The following is a 15878-nucleotide window of genomic DNA, read 5'->3' as shown; positions in this document are numbered from 1 at the left end:
CTTAGCCGGTGGCGATGATCTCGCGCTCCGTCCCCTCCAGGTAGAGCGCGGTCAGCCGCCCGGTGCGATAGGCGCCGGTGTCGATGCCGATGCGGTTGTCGCGCCATTCGACGTCGCTGGCGATACTGTGCCCGTGGACGACGACCGCGCCGTGATCGCTGTCGTCGGACAGGAATTCGCGGCGGATCCACAGCAGATCCTGCGCGCTCTGCCGCTTCAGCGGGACGCCGGGGCGCACCCCGGCATGGCAGAAGAAATAGTCGCCCGACCGCGCGGTCAGCGGCAGCGCCGCCAGCCATTGGCGGATCGGGCGCGGCACCGCCGCGCGCAGCGCCGCGGCGACCTCCTCCTCGTCATAGGGTTCCGCAGGCAGGGGAATGCCGTAGCTGGCGAGCGTTTCCGCACCGCCGCCGCCCAGCCACGCGGACAGGACGCCGCGTTCCCCGGCCAGTGCGCGGATCATCATATCCTCGTGATTGCCCTTCAGCACGACGAAGGCGTCGTGCCGCCGCTGGAGCGAGTGGACATGATCCAGCACCCCGGCACTGTCCGGCCCGCGATCGACAAGGTCGCCGAGCAGGACGACGTGGATCGCGCGCGCCGGGGGCAGGCGACCGGCATGTTCGCCGATGCGGTCGACGATCTCGGTCAGCAGATCGAGTCGGCCGTGGACGTCGCCCACGACATAGATACGCTCGCCCGGTTCGGTCGACGGGCCGTTGGCGGAGCGGCGCCTGAGCGGAAACAGCATGTCGCGAAGACCACGATCCTGAGCAATGACGGGGCCGGTTTTCGGCGCGTTGCCGCAGTGCGTCAATGCAAAGCTTAACCTGTTGGAACCGTTAAGCGTTCCGATTGTTCCGCGAGTCCATAGGTGGGACAGGTAAGGAAATGCTGCTGGTAAAATCGGCCATTTCGGGTAGTGGTATCGGCTCAAAGCGACAAAAAGGGGATTCTCGGTGGCGCTGACGTGGCGATCACTCTTTGTGTGTTGCGTGGCATTGCTGGTCAGTGCGTGCGCGTCCGGTATCGGGCGTCCCGCCGGTCCGATGATCGAGACCGGCGATCGTTACGCCGTCAACGCGCTGGACAACGAGAATTACAAGCTGGGCTTCGGCGACAAGCTGCGCGTGACCGTGTTCAACGAGCCGACGCTGTCGGGCGAGTTCGCGGTCGCTTCCGACGGGACGATCTCGGTCCCGCTGGCCGGCACGATCCCGGCCGGCAACAAGGACGTGGGTGAGATCGCCAACGCGATCCAGGCGAAGCTGGCCGACGGTTACCTGCGCGACCCGAAGGTCAGCGCCGAAGTGATCGCTTATCGCCCGTTCTTCATCCTGGGCGAGGTCAAGGCGCCGGGCCAATACCCCTATTCCAGCGGGCTGACCGTGCTGAACGCCGTCGCCACCGCACAGGGCTTCACGCCGCGTTCGAACCGATCGGTGGCGATGATCCGCCGCGCCGGCGCGACCGAGGAGCAGGCCTATCGCCTGACCCCCGAGTTGCGGGTGCTGCCGGGCGACACGATCCGCATCAGCGAGCGTTTCTTCTGATCCGGCACCGCCGGACAAATCAGGCAAAGGGCGCGCGAGAACGCCTTCGTATCAAGGGAGTGACGAGTATGGCCAAGGGTTTGAGGACGTTGATTGCAGGGCGCCCGGTCGCGGCGATCGCCATGGCCGCGGCGGTCATCGCCCCGGCGCTGGCCGCGCCGAAGCTGGTGCCGCCGCAGATCCAGGGCGAGGCGCCGGCGGAAGATCCGGCGATGCTGCTGGCCGGCCAGATGCGCGCCGAACTGGCGAACGTGGCGCGCGACGCCTCGGTCGAGGATGTCGAGGCATCGCTGGTCTTCGTGATCAGCCAGCGCGACTATCAGGTGCCGGTCGTGTCGATGGCGCTGGAGCAGCTGCGCGGGGCCAAGGACCTGCCGGTGAACCTGACGCAGGCGATCACCAATGTTCGCCTGGCGCTGCTGCGGAACAAGGCGCGCGGTACCGGCGCGATCAACAGCAACTTCATGACTGGCGGCGGCTCGATCACCGGCGGCGCGGTGTTCAGCCCAGTCTTCGGCCCGGGCGGTGGCGGCGGCGGCGGCAGCGACTATTCGTCCTGATCCCCCACGGCCGGCGCGCACAGGCGGAGCCGGCCGTCGTCGACCACGGCGGACCCCCTCGCCACTGTCTCGCTCCAGTGCGGAAGAATAGCATGAACCTGTCCCGCTTCGCCTTGGCCGCTGCCGCGCTTGGCTCCAGCCTGTCGGCCACGCCGGTCTTCGCACAGGCCGAATCGACGCTGCTCGAACCGGCGATCCCCGCCGGGTTCGACCGCGGCCGCAACACCAGCGTCACCGACCGCGCGCGCCCCGATTACGATCCGGTCGGCATCCCGGTGGGCGGGTTCAACCTGTTCCCGCGGCTCGACGTCGGCGTCGGCGTGACCGACAACGTCTTCTTCAACCCCGCGGAGAAGATGACTGACGGCTTCACCACGATCGCGCCGCGGGTGCAGCTCAATTCCGACTGGAACCGCAATACCCTGCAGTTCCGCGGCGGCGCGAACCTGGAACGCTATTTCAACGAGACGCGGCGCAACCAGAACGCCTGGGACCTGGGCGCGCTGGGCCGGTACGAACTCGGCTCGTCGATGGCGGTGACGGCCGAGGCGCAGCTGGCGCGGCTGTACGAAACGCCGTTCTCGGGTGCGATCTCCTCCGACATTGCGGTGCTGTCCAATTACCTGCGCAACTATCTGTCGCTGCGCGGCCAGTATCAGGCGGGGCAGAGCCGGCTGACGCTGGCGGTGGATCATACCGGCTTCGACTTCAGCGGAATCACGCTCGCATCGGGCGCGAAGCTGAGCCAGGAGGACCGCGATCGGACCATCGACCGCATCGTCGGGCAGGCCGAATATGCCTTTTCCCCCGCGATGGCGCTGTACGGGCAGCTGAGCTACGGCCAGATCGATTATTCGCGCAACCTGTTGAACGGCCAGCCGAACCGCGATTCGGATGCGTGGCGGCTGATCGGCGGCGCGACGTTCGACCTGACCTCGCTGATCCGCGGGCAGCTGGGCATCGGCTATGTCTGGCGCAACTTCGACAGCCCGATCTATCGCAACGTTTCCGGCCTGTCGGTGGAAGGACGGGTGGAATATTTCCCGACCGAGCTGGCGACCATCACCCTGCAGGTCAGCCGCCTGATCGAGGACTCGAGCATCGGCGCGAACAGCGCGTTCTTCAACAACCAGGTGTCGGCGCAGGTCGATTACGAGGTGCTGACGAACTTCATCCTGACCGGGCTGGGACAATATGCGCGGCAGGATTTCATCGATTCCCCGGTCAGCGCCGACATCTACCGCCTCGGCATCCAGGGGCGCTACCTGTCGTCGCGCCGCGTGAACCTGCGCGGCGGCATCACCTATGTGAAGCGGTCGTCGGGCGACATCGCGCTGGGCAGCGACACCAACGAGTTGCGTGGCCTGCTGACCCTTACTATCCAGCGTTAAGGGGAGGCGGGCTTTCCCCGCCATACCCACCGTACGTTTATCTCGGAGACCGTCACCGGTATGGAAATCCTGCACGAAGCGGCCCCGCGGGGCGGCTCTGACGCCAGCGGCCTGCCCGGGCTCGTCACCCAGGTGCGCGACACGCTGCGGCGGCGCTGGCTGACGCTGGCGATCGTCACGGCGGCGATCTTCGCGCTGGGCGTGACGCTCGTGCTGATGATGACGCCGCAATATTCGGCGACGGCGCGCCTGCGCATCGACCCGGCGCGCAACCCGCTGGCCGCGGCCGACCGCAACCAGCAGGAAGCACTGAACCCCGAGGCGATCGACACCGAGGTGACGGTGCTCAGTTCGCTCGACATGGCGCGGCAGGTGGTGCGCAAGCTGGACCTGACGCACAATCCGCTGTTCGCCAAGGTGCTGGAGCGTACCGAAGGCCCGGCGCTGAGCGCGAACGAGCGTGAGGATGCGGTCGCCAATGCGCTGCTGCAGAAGCTGGCGGTCGGGCGCGAGAAGCTGACCTACATCCTGAGCGTGCGCTACAGCGCGCCCGATGCGCTGATGTCGGCGCGGATCGCCAATGCCTTCGCCAAATCCTACATCGAATCGAAGACCGGATCGCGCCAGGGCACGGCCGAGCGGCAGGCGGAATGGTTCCGCCAGCGCCTCGACGCGCTGGGCCGCGAGGTCGCCGCGGCGGATGCGCGCGTCGCGCAATATCGCGCGCAGGCCGGCATTGTGCAGGGCGGCGGGCTGACCCAGGGGACGATCACCGATCAGCAGATCGCCCCGCTGTCCAACCAGCTGGCGACCGCGGAATCCGATGCGGCGGCGGCGCGTGCCAACCTGTCGGCGGCGCAATCGCAGGTGCGGCGCGGCGGTGCGGACGAGGTGAGCCAGGTGCTCGATTCGCCGGTCATCACCGACCTGCGCCGCCAGCGCGCCGAGGTGCTGCGCAGCATGGGCGAGGTGCAGGCCCGCTATGGCGAGCGCCATCCGGAAAGCATCCGCGTTCGCGACCAGCTGGCCGCGCTCGACGCGCAGCTGCGCGAGGAATCGAGCCGCGTCGTCAATTCGCTGCGCGCCACCGCCGCGGCGGCGCAGGCGCGGTCCGACAGCCTGCGCGGGGCGATGGGCCGGCTGGAATCACAGCAGGCCAGCAACACCCGCAACGCGGTGCTGGCCGACAGCCTGGAGCGCGAGGCCGCGGCCAAGCGCGCGCAGTACGAGCGCATGTCGCAGCTGTCGCTGGAAAGCACCCAGTCCGCGCAGAACCAGATCGCGCAGGCCGAGATCGTCGACGCCGCGCAGGTGCCGACGCGCCCGAGCTGGCCGAACAAGCCGCTGCTGTTCGCGCTGTCGCTGATCCTGGGGCTGGGCGCGGGCGCGGGCGTCATCTTCATCCAGGAGATGCTGGTCGCCGGGATGCGCACGTCGGAGGAGGTGCAGACGCGCCTGGGCTTGCCGATGATCGCGGCGGTGCCCAAGGTGGCGGGCTTCGCCAACCCGGCCGACCTGCTGCTGGAAAAGCCGACGTCGCTGTTCGCCGAATCGCTGCGCAACGCGCGCGCGTCGATCGTCGGCGTGCGCGGGCAATTGCCGCACAAGGTGATCGCGATCACCTCCGCGCTGCCGGCCGAGGGCAAGACGACCACCGCGCTCGCCTTCGCGCGGACGCTGGCGATCAACAACGCGCGCACGCTGGTGCTGGAATGCGACGTCCGCCGCGCGGCGATGAGCGAGGTGCTGGGCGAACGTTCGAAGGGCGCGGGGCTGGTCGAGCTGCTGCGCGAGGAAGTGACGCTGGACCAGGCGATTACCCCGAGCGGGACCGAGCGCCTGGACCAGTTGCTGGTGCGCACGCCCTATTTCAGCTCCGGCGACCTGTTTGGCGATGGCGCGATGGAAGACCTGCTGGGCGCGCTGCGTGATCGCTACGACCATATCGTACTCGATCTGCCGCCGATCGTCGGGCTGGCCGATGGCCGGTTCCTGGCGGTGCTGGCGGATGCCACCGCGCTATGCGTGCGGTGGGACGCGACCCCGCCGGCGGCGGCGAGCTCCGCGCTGCAATCCTTGCAGGGCGACGGGGCCAACGTGGTCGGCGTGATCTTCACGATGGTCGACCCGGATGCCGAGGCGATCGGCGGGCTGTATTACTCGAAGAAATATTCGAGCTACTATCAGGCGGGCTGATAACGGGCGCGCCGGCATGGCACGCGGCAGGGCCGATCCGGCGCGGGGCGCGATGGGGCGGCTCGACCGTGAGCGGCCGATCGCGCGCGCGGTCGGTTGCGTTCTGGTGACGATGAGCGCTGGCGCCGCGATGGTGCTGGTGGCCGAGGCGCGCGTCGACACCGCCGATGCGCGCGCGCAGCGCGGGCTGTCGCCGGCGGGTGCCGCGTCGGGTCCGTCGCTTCTCCATCCGCCACGGGCAATTTTCGCGGAGGCGCTGGCCACCGCGCGCGCGGCCCAGCGTGAACGCGATGCGCAGGAGCACCGCGACCTGCTCGACGATGCCGACCGGCGCGCGACGATGGCGGCGTCGGCACGCCCCGCCTGGGGCGAGGCATGGGCGCTGGCGGCGTGGGTCCGCGGCCTTCGCGACGGGAGCGACAGTGCCGCGGCGCGCGACGCGCTGTCGGCCAGTTACCGCGCGACGCCGTTCCTGCGCCATGCCGGGGCCTGGCGGGTGGAGCGGGCGTTCGCGACGTTCGACCTGCTCAACGCGCAGGTGCGCGCGCGGGCGGTGCGCGAAGCGGTGTGGCTGATGCGGATCGACCCCGATCTGGTCGCGCCGGTGATGGCATCGGCGCGCGGATCGTCAGCCTATCGCCCCGTCCTGCTGGAGTGGCGGCGCGATCGCGCGGCCCCATAACGCCCCCGCCAGGAACAGCGCGACGCCGATCGTGGTCGGCACGTCCAGCACGATGTCGATCAGCGACAGCGCCAGCAGCAGCAGGCAGGCGCAAAGCATCCCGGCATCCTGCGCCGCCACCGGCCGGCGCATCATCCACCGTGCCACCCGCCACACGGCGACCACGCCGGCGGCCGCCAGCAGCGCGGCATAGGGCAGTCCGCCCGACAGGATCAGCTGCAGCGGCAGGTCGTGCGCGGAATTCACCATCCAGGTGAAGCGCGCGGCGGTGACGTCGGTCAGCGAATGCGCGGCGGCGGCGGGAAAGCCGTTCGCGCCATGCCCGAACCACGGGGCGTCGCCGATCATCGCGGCATAGCGCCGCCACATCAGCCAGCGCGTGTCGATGCCGTCGCTCAGCAGCCCGAAACGCGACCGGATCAGCCGCGCGAACGGCAGCGCCGCCAGCGCGGTCAGCGCGACGCCCGCGGCGACCAGCCGCCAGTCGATCCGATGCCGCGCCGGCGCGACCAGCATGCCGAGCAGCACCAGCGTGACCGCCAGCGTGAAGCGCGACGCGGTGGCCAGCAACCCCAGCAGCGCGACCGCGACCGCCACGCTCCACATCGCCACCACCAGCGTATCGCGGCGACCGCGGCGCGGTGCGGCGATCGCGTGGCGCACCCGTGCCGCCGCGAGTAACGCGGTGACCCCCGCGATCCCCGCGGTGACATTGGCATTACCGATCAGCCCCAGGAACCGCCTGCCGCGCGCCACCGGCCAGAAGGCGAAGGCGTCGGTCGCGCCGCTGGCCACCAGTACCAGCCCGAGGACGAGATGCGCGACCGCGATCGCCAGCCACAGGTCGATCGCACGCGCCAGCAGCGGCGGGTGACGCGCCGACCACCACCCCGCCAGCAGCGCGGCAAGCCCGCCCAGCCATGACAGCAGCCCCGCCGGCACCAGATCCGTCGCAGCCGGCGTGCCCGCGATGCTGCCCAGCACCAGCCAGCCGAATGCCGCCAGCGCGGGCAGCAGCACCGGCAGCGTCGCGCGCCACGCTCGCTCCGATGGCGCATCGTACCACAAGGCCGTGCCCAGCAGCGCGGCCATCAGCAGCGTGAACACCGCCTGGCCGGCGATGTCGTTGAACCCGCGAAAGAACAATCCGCTGGCCAGCGCCACGGCAGCCAGCATCGCGATCGCGCGCAGCCGCTCCGCCGCCTTCGGCGACCAGACGCCGACCGAGCCGGCGATGCGCGGATCCGCGATGGCGGATCGGAGCTGCGGGCCGGGGGCCGGGGAGGGGGATGGCATGGGGCGTCAGGCTCCTTGTCCGCCCGGCGCCAGCAGCGTGCGCGGCCCGACGGTGACGGCGGTGTCGGGATTGTATGAAGCCGCGTCAAGTAAATGGTGCACGCCGTCGTAACCACCTCAATACACGCGATCTTTTGAAGCGAGGGCGCATTGCGGACGGGCTGAGAGCCTGGAGTGAGTGCGATGGCCCGACCGAACCTGTCCCTGCTGATGGCCGCTGCGACGGCGCTGGCCTGTGGCCTGGCGCCCGGCGGGGCGGACGCGCGCGCACGCGCGCCGGCCTTCCTGCCCGGCGGCGCAGTGGCCGATCCGCCCGCGGGCTTCGTCGATTTCTGCGCGCGCGACACGGTGTCGTGCGCTGCGGGCCTGTCCCCCGATCGCCTGCCGGCGCTGACGCTGGCGGCGACCTGCGCCGCCGGCGCTGCGTGCCCGCCGATCTGGTCCGCGGGGGCGATGGTGACCGGTGCGATCGAACCGGGCGCGACGCCGCCAGCCGCGGCGCTGCTGCGTCCCGCCGTCGTGCGGCAGCCCGCCGCCACGGTGCCGACGACGGTTGCGACCGCCGACCTGCTGGCCACCGTCAAGCGCGTCAACAGCCAGGTCAACCGCCGCGTCATCCAGGTCAGCGACCGCGACGCGCGCGGCGTCGACGAATATTGGGAACGCCCGGCACCGGGCAAGCACCCGATCGGCGATTGCGAGGATATCGCGATCGAGAAGCGCATGACGCTGGTGGAGGGCGGCTTCCCGCCGGAACTGCTGTTCCTGGCGGTGGTGTTCAAACAGGGGTTCGGCCTGCACACGGTGCTGGTCGCGCGATTGCCGGATGGCGACCGCGTGCTCGACAGCCTGTCGGGGCATCTGCGCCGCTGGAACGAAACCCGCTACGTCTGGCTGCGCCAGCAGCGGGCGGACACGCCGATGGAATGGCATCGCATCGGCGGACTGCCCGCCACGACGCTGGTCTCGCAGCCGGCGGTCGGCGACGACGCGCGTTCCTGAGCGGGACAGGCGACGGATCAACAGCTATCGACGTGACCGCCCGGTTCGGGCGATAAGCGCGCGCGTCCGGCGAATCCGCGCCATGTCCCGACGATCGGAGAAACCGCCTGTCCCAACCGCGTGAGTTCGCCGTCCATAGCGCGGGCCGCTATGCGATGGCGCTGGCCGGGCCGGTCGGCGGCGCGGCGGGCCAGTTCCTGCTGTCGCTGTTGCTGGTGCGGCAGCTGGATCCGGCGGGGTTCGGCCGTTTTTCGTTCCTGATGGTCGCGATCCAGCTGGCGTGGGGCGTGTGGGGCGCGCTGTTCTGTGCGCCGCTGCCGACGCTGTTCGCCGGGCTGGACCGCGCCGGCATCGCGAGGGTGCGCACGCAGATCGCCGCGGCGCATCTGCCCGCGCTGGTGCTGGCGACCGGACTGGTGGCGTTGCTGGGCTGGGGCGTCGGGATGGACGGGCCGGCCACGGCGGTGTTCGCCGCCTTCGCCGCCGCATCGCTGGTGCGCTGGTATGCGCGCGCGGAGGCCTATGCGCGCGGGCGACAGGCGCTGACCGCGACCAGCGACGGCATCTATACCGTGATCCTGGTCGCCGGGGTGGCGGCGATGGCGATCGGCTGGGCGCGTGGGCTGGTGGCCGCCGGCGCGATCCTGGGCTGGGCGAGCGCGGCGTCGCTGATGCCGTTCGGCGCGGGTTTCGCGCGGGTGCAGTTCGTACTGCCGCGGCTCGACGCATGGCGGGGCTATCTGGCGATCTGGCGCGACCATGCGCGCTGGGCGCTGTTCGGGGTGGCGACGACCGAGGCGACCGCCAATGCCCATGCCTATTGCGTGACCGCGCTGATGGGGCCGGATGCCTTCGCGCCGATCGCGGCGGGGGCATTGGCGATCCGGCCGGTGATGGTCGCGATGAACGCGCTGACCGATTACGAGCGCGCGCGGATGGCCGGCGCGATCGCACAGGGGCGGATCGACACCGCGCGGTCGGCGGTGCGATTCTTCCGATGGGTGCTGATTGCGATCTGGGTGGCGACGGCGGTGCTGCTGGCCGGCGTGCTGACCGTCGCGCCGCATGTGCTGTTTCCGCATTACCCGCTGGCGGTGGTGGGCAGCGCGGCGGCGGCGTGGATGGCGGTGGCGGCGGTGCGGCTGGCGCGGATGCCTGAAAGCGCGCTGTTGCAGGCGGGTGGCGCGTTCCGCACGCTGGCGCTGGCAAGCGGATGGTCGTCGGTCGCGTCGGTCGTGGCGGTGCTGCTGCTGATCGTCGCGGGCGGGCCGCTATGGTCGGTGCTGGGCGTATTGGCGGGCGAGCTGTTGTTCGCGGTGGCGATCTGGCGGCGCGCGGCGGTATGGTTGCGCGCGCGCGACGGCGCGCACCGCCCCCGAGCGACGATCAGTCCGAGTAGATGATCGTCGTGCCGATCGCGTCGAACCGCACGTCATAGGCTTGGCAATCGGGCAGCGCGGCGACGACCGCGTCGCGCGTGCCGTCGGGGCAGTAAGCGAGCAGGAAGCCCGCCTCGCCCGCGCCCAGCAGCTTGCCCCCGCTGGCGCCCGCCGCGCGCGCGCGGTCATAGGCGTCGTCGACGCGCGGGTTGGTGATCCCGGCCGCCAGCTCACGCTTGCGCATCCAGCCTTCGTGGAGATAGCCACCCAGCACGTCGACATCGCCGACGATGTCGCGGCGCAGCCCGCGCGCCATCTCCACCATCGCGCGCAGATTGTCGGTGACGCGCCGGTCGGTCGCGGCGGCGGCGTTCTGCTGCTTCAGGATCGCGCTGGCCGAGCGGGTGCCGCCCAGATAGAACATCACGAGGTTGCGCTCCATCTTCTGGCGCATCGCCAGCGTGATCGGCACCGCTTCGCAATCGACGCTTTCGTCGGGGTGGAATTCGATGAAGTTCAGCCCGCCCAGCGCGCAGCCATATTGGTCCTGCTTGCCGATCGGTTCGCCCAGCTTCTCGATCTCGATCTCGCACGCGCGCGCGGCCAGGGCAGCGCGCCCTTCGTAGCGGCCGCGATATGCGTTGCACAGGTTGAGCAGCCCGACCGTGAAGGCGCTTGACGATCCCAGCCCGGTGCCGGCGGGCACGTCGGCGCTGGAATTGAAGTCGACGCCGTTCAGGCCATAGGAATCGAACACTTCACGGATGATGCGATGCTGGATCTCGCCGACGTCGCGCGGGGTTTCCAGTCGCGAATATTTCAGGATGAAGCCTTCACCGCCGAAATAATCGTGCATCGACAGATAGACGTAGCGCGCGATCGACATGCTGAGCACCGCGCCGCCATGGTCGCGGTAGAAGCTGGGCAGGTCGCTGCCCCCGCCGCAGAAGCTGATGCGGAGCGGCGTGCGGGAGATGATCATTCGGCAAGGGCTTTCAGAACGAAGGCGACCGCATCGGTCAGCGTGGCGGCGACGTGATCGGGATCGGCACGGCGGTTGCCCGCGTCGTTGCCGGCGTGCCCGGTTTCCAGCAGCACCGCGCGCGCGCCGGCGGCATGGGCGGCGGCGATATCGGCGTGGCGATCCCCGATCAGCCAGGAGCGCGACAGGTCGAGGTGGTGGCGATCCGCCGCGGCGAGCAGCAGGCCCGGCTTCGGTTTGCGGCAGTCGCAGTCGATCTTGAGCGCGGCGACCTCGCCCGGCCAGCCGCGTTCGGGATGGTGCGGGCAGACGAACGTGTCGTCGAGGTAAGCGCCCGAGGCCGCCAGCCCGGTGTCGAGCGCGGCCATCACCTCGCCCAGCGTCTCCTCGGTCAGGAAACCCTTGGCGATATCGGGCTGGTTGGTGACGCAGATCACCGGCACGCCCGCGGCGTTCGCCATCCGCACCGCATCGCCCGCATCGGGCATCAGATGCAGGTCCTGCGCGCGGTGGACGCCGTTGATCTCGACGTTCAGCACGCCGTCGCGGTCGAGGAACAGCGCCGGCTTGGCATGACGGTGGCTGAGCCGCGCGACGCGGCCGGAGGCAAGGTCAGCCTCGCCCTTGGCCAGCCGGGCGGGGGTGCCGATGTCCTTCACATATTCGACGCTGCGATAGGCGTTGAGCCGCTCCCCCGCCGCGACGATCGCGGGGAAGATATCGCGCCCCCAGTCGCTGGCACCGTCCGCGGGAACGGCGTCGATCGCCGCGGGATCGAGCACGTAAAGCGCGGCGCTGACCAGATTGGGCAGCATCGCGCCATCGGGATGCGGCTTGGGCAGGAAGCGGCGGATGCGGTGGTCGGTATCGGCGACCAGCAGGTCGCTGTCGTGCGGATGATCGTTAGGGTGGACGAACAACGTGCCCAGCCCGCCATGCTCGGCATGGAAAGCCGCCATCCGCGCCAGATCGACGTCGAGCAGCGTGTCGCCGTACAGCACCAGGAACGGTCCGGTCAGCAGGTGCCGCGCATCGCGCACCGCGCCGGCGGTGCCGAGCGGCTCGGCCTCGCGCACATGCTCGATCCGCACGCCGAACGCGCTGCCGTCACCGAAATGCGCCTCGATCACCTCGGCCAGATGGCCGGTGAGCAGGACGATGTCGGTGAAGCCGGCGTCGCGCACGTCCTCCACCAGCCGTTCCAGCAGCGGCCGGCCGGCGACCGGCACCATTGCCTTGGGCCGGTCGGTCAGCCCCAGGCGCGTGCCCTTGCCGCCGCACAGGACGACCGCCTTCATGCGGTTACCCCGGCGGCGTGGAGCGCCCAGCGCGCGGCGGCGCGCACCGCGCCCTCCGAATCGAGCCGCGGCGACCAGCCGAGCGAGCGGATCAGCGTGGTGTCATAGTCGACGCTGGGCACGTCGCCGATCCAGCCGCGGTCGCCGCCGGCATAAGCGATCTCGGCCGTGCCGCCGGCTTCCTCCACGACGATTTCGGCCATGCGCCGCACGCTGCACCGCGTGGTGCCACCAACGTTGAACAGGTTTACCGGCGCATCCATCGTTTCCCACGCCAGCAACAGCGCATCGACCAGATCGTCGACGTGCAGGTACGGCTTGATCTGGCTGCCGTCGCCCAGCACCTGAAGCCGGTCGGGCGTCGCCGCCAGCTTGCGCGCGAAATCGTGGATCGCGCCATGGGTGGAACGATCGCCGACGACATTGGGGAAGCGCGCGATCCACGCGCGGATGCCGTAATTGCCGACGAAGGAGGAAATGAACGCCTCCGACGCCAGCTTCGCCGCGCCGTAATGCGAGATGGGCAGGAGCGGGCCGTGATCCTCACGGATCGCGCCGGTCGCCTCGCCATAGACCGCCGAGGTGGAGGCGAACAGGATACGCGACGTGCCGTGCCGGCGCATCGCGTCGAGCACCGACCAGCTGGTGCGGAAGGTGGCGTCGAAATCCACCGCCGGATCGGCATGGCTGACCGCGATGTCGGAATTGGCGGCGAGGTGGAACACCGCGTCGAAGCGATGCTCGGCGAACAGCGCGTCGAGCGTGGGCGCATCGTTCACGTCGCCCTCCACGAAGGTAAAGGCCGCGTTGCCGTCCAGCGCCGCCAGGTGCGCACGCCGGCCGAGCAGCAGGTTGTCGAGCACGACCACGCGCTCGCCGCGCGCGACCAGCACTTCGCACAAATGGCACCCGATGAAGCCGGCACCGCCGGTGACGAGAACGGTCACGCGGTGGCGGTCCCGTCGCGGGCGGCGGCGATCAGCTGCGCGATGATGTGCATCAGCGCCTGGTGCGCATCCTCCACCACGCCGTAATTGGCGACGTCGACGTGCAGCGCGACGTCCGCCGCCGTGCGCAGCCCGCCGCCGGAAAAGCCGCTGAGGCCGATCACGGTCATGCCCTTCGCCTGCGCGGCGGCGACGGCGTTGAGGATGTTGGCGCTGTTGCCCGAAGAGGAGATCGCGATCAGCACGTCGCCCTCGCGCCCGATCATCTCCACCTGCCGCGAAAAGACGGTGTCGAAGCCGAAATCGTTGGCGATCGCGGAGTAGAGCGCGGTGTTGGCGCTGAGCGAGGTGGTGTCGACCGTGGGATGGTGATGGGTGTGCGTGCCCTTGGTCAGATCGCAGCACAGATGGTCGGCGATCGCGGCGGACCCGCCGTTGCCGATCGCGAAGACGCGCCGCCCGGCATCCGCCGCCCCGGCGATCAGCGCGCGCGCCCGTTCCAGCGCCGCGCCGTCGATGCCGTGCAGCGCATCGCGCAGGCCATCGGCATAATCGCGCAGGTAGGAGGCCGCGCTGCCGGTATCGAACAGGCGATTGTGTCGCCGCGGATCGTGCAGTTCGTCAGCCATCCATGCGTCCCCTTGATGTCGTCGTGACGGCCATGCCCGCACAGCCACCAATAAAGCGTTTCGCCGGGATTGGCTCCCCGAACCGCACCGGCGCGCACCCCTGCCGATAGGCGCGCGCCGGTTGGGGATCAACGTCTGGATGTTGAACGCCTTGGCGCCGCGCACATCAGGGGGCGGCGCGGTTTCCGCCACATCGCCGCCCTGCTGACGACCGGCACGATGATGGCGATGCACGGCAGCCGCGTGAGCAGCTTGTTCGCCAAGCCGACATCAGGCTGCGCGGCCCCCGCGCCCGGGTGGGGACAGGTGCAGGCAATTCAGCCGCGGAACCAGCGCCTCCACAGGCCATCGGCCGGGGCGCGCATCGCCTGCCACGCGGCCTTGCGCTGTTGGGCACGCTGGTACAGCGCCGCCATCCGCTCGTCCCGCGGCAGATCGGATAGCCGCGGCGACAGCGTCATGCCGTCATCGTGAGCGCGCATCCTTTGACTCCCCAATCGCTTCGTGCCCGGTCGCGTCGGACCGTGGCGTTTCAACGACGAGCGGGGCGCTCGGTTGCGAAAGGTCAGAAGGGCAGCCACTTCGACTGTTCGGTGAACTTCATGTAGCCGACGTTGACGCCCGCGCGCCAGCCGACCCCCAGCCGCACCGGGATCAGCACGACATTGCCCTTGCGCAGATAGGTCGCCGCAAAGCCGCCGACGAAGTACAGCCGCCCCTCCGCACCGGGGAAGCGCGTGAACAGATCCTGCGTGTCGTACAGGTTATAGACCAGCACGAACACCTTGTTGGCATCGCCGCCGACGTCGAAGCCGACCGACGGCCCGGTCCAGTAGACGGGGCGCTGCCCCTCCACCTTGTGCGTCATCACGCCCGAGCCGTAGCGCAGCCCCAGCACAAACGCGCCCGACGCCTCGCGCCCGGCGATATAGGCGTTGGGTTCGCCCTGGTCCTTCAGGATCTTCTCGATGATCTGCGCGAAGCCTTCGGCGCCGCGGCCGAACACTCCTTCGCCCGCCGCGATCAGATCGTCACGGCGATAGGTGGAGGCGGCCTGCGTCGTCGCTTCCGCGCGGGTTTCGGCGTTCGCGGGCGGCACGGGCGCCGTGCGCGGCGCGGGCGCGGCGGCGGGCGCATCGGGATAGGCCGGTTCGGTCGGCGGCGGATAGGACGGGCCGGGCGCGGGCGTCGTGTTGCGCGGCGCGGTGCCGGTCACGTCGGCGTCGATCCCGGCATTGGGATCGATCGTGCGCACCTGCGCCACCGCGCTGCCGGTCAGCGCCGCCGCGGCGACGAGCGCCAAGAACCCGCGCGCCGCGGCCCGCCCGACCCGCGCGCGCGTCACCGCCGCCACGCCCTTGCCGCCCGCCCTGTAGTGCTTTGCCGTCATGTCGTCATCCCGCCACCCGATCGGACGACTGTAGCCTGCCGCCGCCTGTCCCCACAATGAACGCACGACGATCCGAGTCACGAACGCGACCGACGGAAGTCGAAACCAAGGCATTGATCGCACCGAAAGCCCTCGCTATAGCCCCGCCTCACGCCGTGACCCGGAGACGTGGGTGAGTGGCTGAAACCAACGCTTTGCTAAAGCGTCGTACGGGAAACCGTACCGAGGGTTCGAATCCCTCCGTCTCCGCCAGTGGCTTTATGAAAAGCGCGTGGATGCTCTGCTGCTCCGCAAAGCCCCACAAACAGCCCTACAGTCCTACTTTAGCGGGGCTAGAGCACGCCGCCGAGCCGGCTACGATGAGGCAGCGTCGCGAGGGTGGGGTCGCGAGCGTCGGGACGCAAATCGCGCGGATGCAGTTCCGGAAGCGGAATAGCGTAGAGCCGTCGAAGCCAGAGCGTTTGTTCGGTGAGGGCACCTTCAACTTTGCAAGCCGGGGCGGTCGCTTCGTCATCGGTGCGGAGTCGTGGGCATTCGACACTCGCTGGAGCAGCGCCTGCCAAGGGACAGTTC

15 protein-coding genes and 1 tRNA gene are annotated in these 15878 nt (G+C 69.8%); 8 read left to right on the top strand and 8 right to left on the bottom strand.

Annotated features, from left to right (window positions below; genetic code table 11):
* Position 1: 1 nt before the first annotated feature.
* The gene (locus COA07_RS03225) at positions 2-751 is read right to left on the bottom strand and encodes a metallophosphoesterase family protein (protein WP_066711556.1); all 750 of its coding nucleotides are present in this window, start codon (positions 749-751) and stop codon (positions 2-4) included.
* Between the two features lie 244 nt (positions 752-995).
* Here COA07_RS03225 and COA07_RS03220 point away from each other — a divergent pair, with 244 nt between their 5' ends.
* The 5 genes from COA07_RS03220 to COA07_RS03200 all read left to right on the top strand — a co-directional run bounded on the left by COA07_RS03220 (position 996) and on the right by COA07_RS03200 (position 6382).
* Positions 996-1553 (top strand): polysaccharide biosynthesis/export family protein, encoded by a 558-nt coding sequence (locus COA07_RS03220; protein WP_245841975.1) that lies wholly within the window; start codon positions 996-998, stop codon positions 1551-1553.
* Between the two features lie 68 nt (positions 1554-1621).
* Positions 1622-2113: a hypothetical protein gene (locus COA07_RS03215; protein ID WP_141396463.1), complete on the top strand. Its 492-nt coding sequence runs from the start codon at positions 1622-1624 to the stop codon at positions 2111-2113.
* 92 nt (positions 2114-2205) lie between these two features.
* On the top strand, positions 2206-3504 hold the full coding sequence (locus tag COA07_RS03210) for an outer membrane beta-barrel protein (RefSeq protein WP_066711559.1): 1299 nt from the start codon (positions 2206-2208) through the stop codon (positions 3502-3504).
* A 60-nt stretch (positions 3505-3564) separates the two neighbouring features.
* Positions 3565-5700 carry a GumC family protein gene (locus COA07_RS03205; protein ID WP_066711560.1) on the top strand — a complete coding sequence of 712 codons (2136 nt, stop codon included), beginning with the start codon at positions 3565-3567 and terminating at the stop codon, positions 5698-5700.
* Positions 5701-5716: 16 nt separating this feature from the next.
* A complete protein-coding gene (locus tag COA07_RS03200) occupies positions 5717-6382 on the top strand; it encodes a hypothetical protein (protein ID WP_096640421.1) in 666 nt (221 codons plus the stop codon).
* Here the strand turns inward: COA07_RS03200 and COA07_RS03195 are convergent.
* A complete protein-coding gene (locus COA07_RS03195) occupies positions 6329-7678 on the bottom strand; it encodes an O-antigen ligase family protein (RefSeq protein ID WP_066713712.1) in 1350 nt (449 codons plus the stop codon). The two genes, COA07_RS03200 and COA07_RS03195, sit on opposite strands and share 54 nt — an antisense overlap.
* A 183-nt stretch (positions 7679-7861) precedes the next feature.
* On the opposite strand from COA07_RS03195, the gene COA07_RS03190 reads away from it, so the two are divergent.
* Positions 7862-8680 (top strand): transglutaminase-like cysteine peptidase, encoded by an 819-nt coding sequence (locus COA07_RS03190; RefSeq protein WP_096640420.1) that lies wholly within the window; start codon positions 7862-7864, stop codon positions 8678-8680.
* Positions 8681-8835: 155 nt separating this feature from the next.
* On the top strand, positions 8836-10083 hold the full coding sequence (locus COA07_RS03185) for a hypothetical protein (RefSeq protein WP_066711817.1): 1248 nt from the start codon (positions 8836-8838) through the stop codon (positions 10081-10083).
* Here the strand turns inward: COA07_RS03185 and COA07_RS03180 are convergent.
* From COA07_RS03180 to COA07_RS03160, 6 genes are all read right to left on the bottom strand, one after another.
* Positions 10067-11041, bottom strand: a complete 975-nt coding sequence (locus tag COA07_RS03180) for a GHMP family kinase ATP-binding protein (protein WP_066711816.1) — start codon at positions 11039-11041, stop codon at positions 10067-10069. The two genes, COA07_RS03185 and COA07_RS03180, sit on opposite strands and share 17 nt — an antisense overlap.
* On the bottom strand, positions 11038-12339 hold the full coding sequence (locus COA07_RS03175) for an HAD-IIIA family hydrolase (protein ID WP_066711815.1): 1302 nt from the start codon (positions 12337-12339) through the stop codon (positions 11038-11040). Before COA07_RS03175 ends, COA07_RS03180 begins: the two co-directional genes overlap by 4 nt.
* Positions 12336-13286, bottom strand: coding sequence for an SDR family NAD(P)-dependent oxidoreductase (locus tag COA07_RS03170; protein WP_066711814.1), 951 nt, complete (start codon positions 13284-13286; stop codon positions 12336-12338). Before COA07_RS03170 ends, COA07_RS03175 begins: the two co-directional genes overlap by 4 nt.
* Complete coding sequence (locus COA07_RS03165; protein ID WP_083956939.1) at positions 13283-13915, bottom strand: SIS domain-containing protein; 633 nt, start codon at positions 13913-13915, stop codon at positions 13283-13285. Before COA07_RS03165 ends, COA07_RS03170 begins: the two co-directional genes overlap by 4 nt.
* 317 nt (positions 13916-14232) lie before the next feature.
* The gene (locus COA07_RS18170) at positions 14233-14397 is read right to left on the bottom strand and encodes a hypothetical protein (protein WP_157085295.1); all 165 of its coding nucleotides are present in this window, start codon (positions 14395-14397) and stop codon (positions 14233-14235) included.
* A gap of 83 nt (positions 14398-14480) precedes the next feature.
* Positions 14481-15305 (bottom strand): DUF1134 domain-containing protein, encoded by an 825-nt coding sequence (locus COA07_RS03160; protein ID WP_096640419.1) that lies wholly within the window; start codon positions 15303-15305, stop codon positions 14481-14483.
* 162 nt (positions 15306-15467) lie between these two features.
* Here COA07_RS03160 and COA07_RS03155 point away from each other — a divergent pair.
* A tRNA-Ser gene (locus COA07_RS03155) sits at positions 15468-15557 on the top strand.
* The last annotated feature ends 321 nt before the right edge of the window (positions 15558-15878 follow it).

It is taken from the genome of Sphingomonas adhaesiva (assembly GCF_002374855.1).
GTDB lineage: Bacteria > Pseudomonadota > Alphaproteobacteria > Sphingomonadales > Sphingomonadaceae > Sphingomonas > Sphingomonas adhaesiva.
The sequence above is the reverse complement of the archived record's forward strand: the minus strand, read 5'-3'. Positions and strand labels throughout refer to the sequence as shown.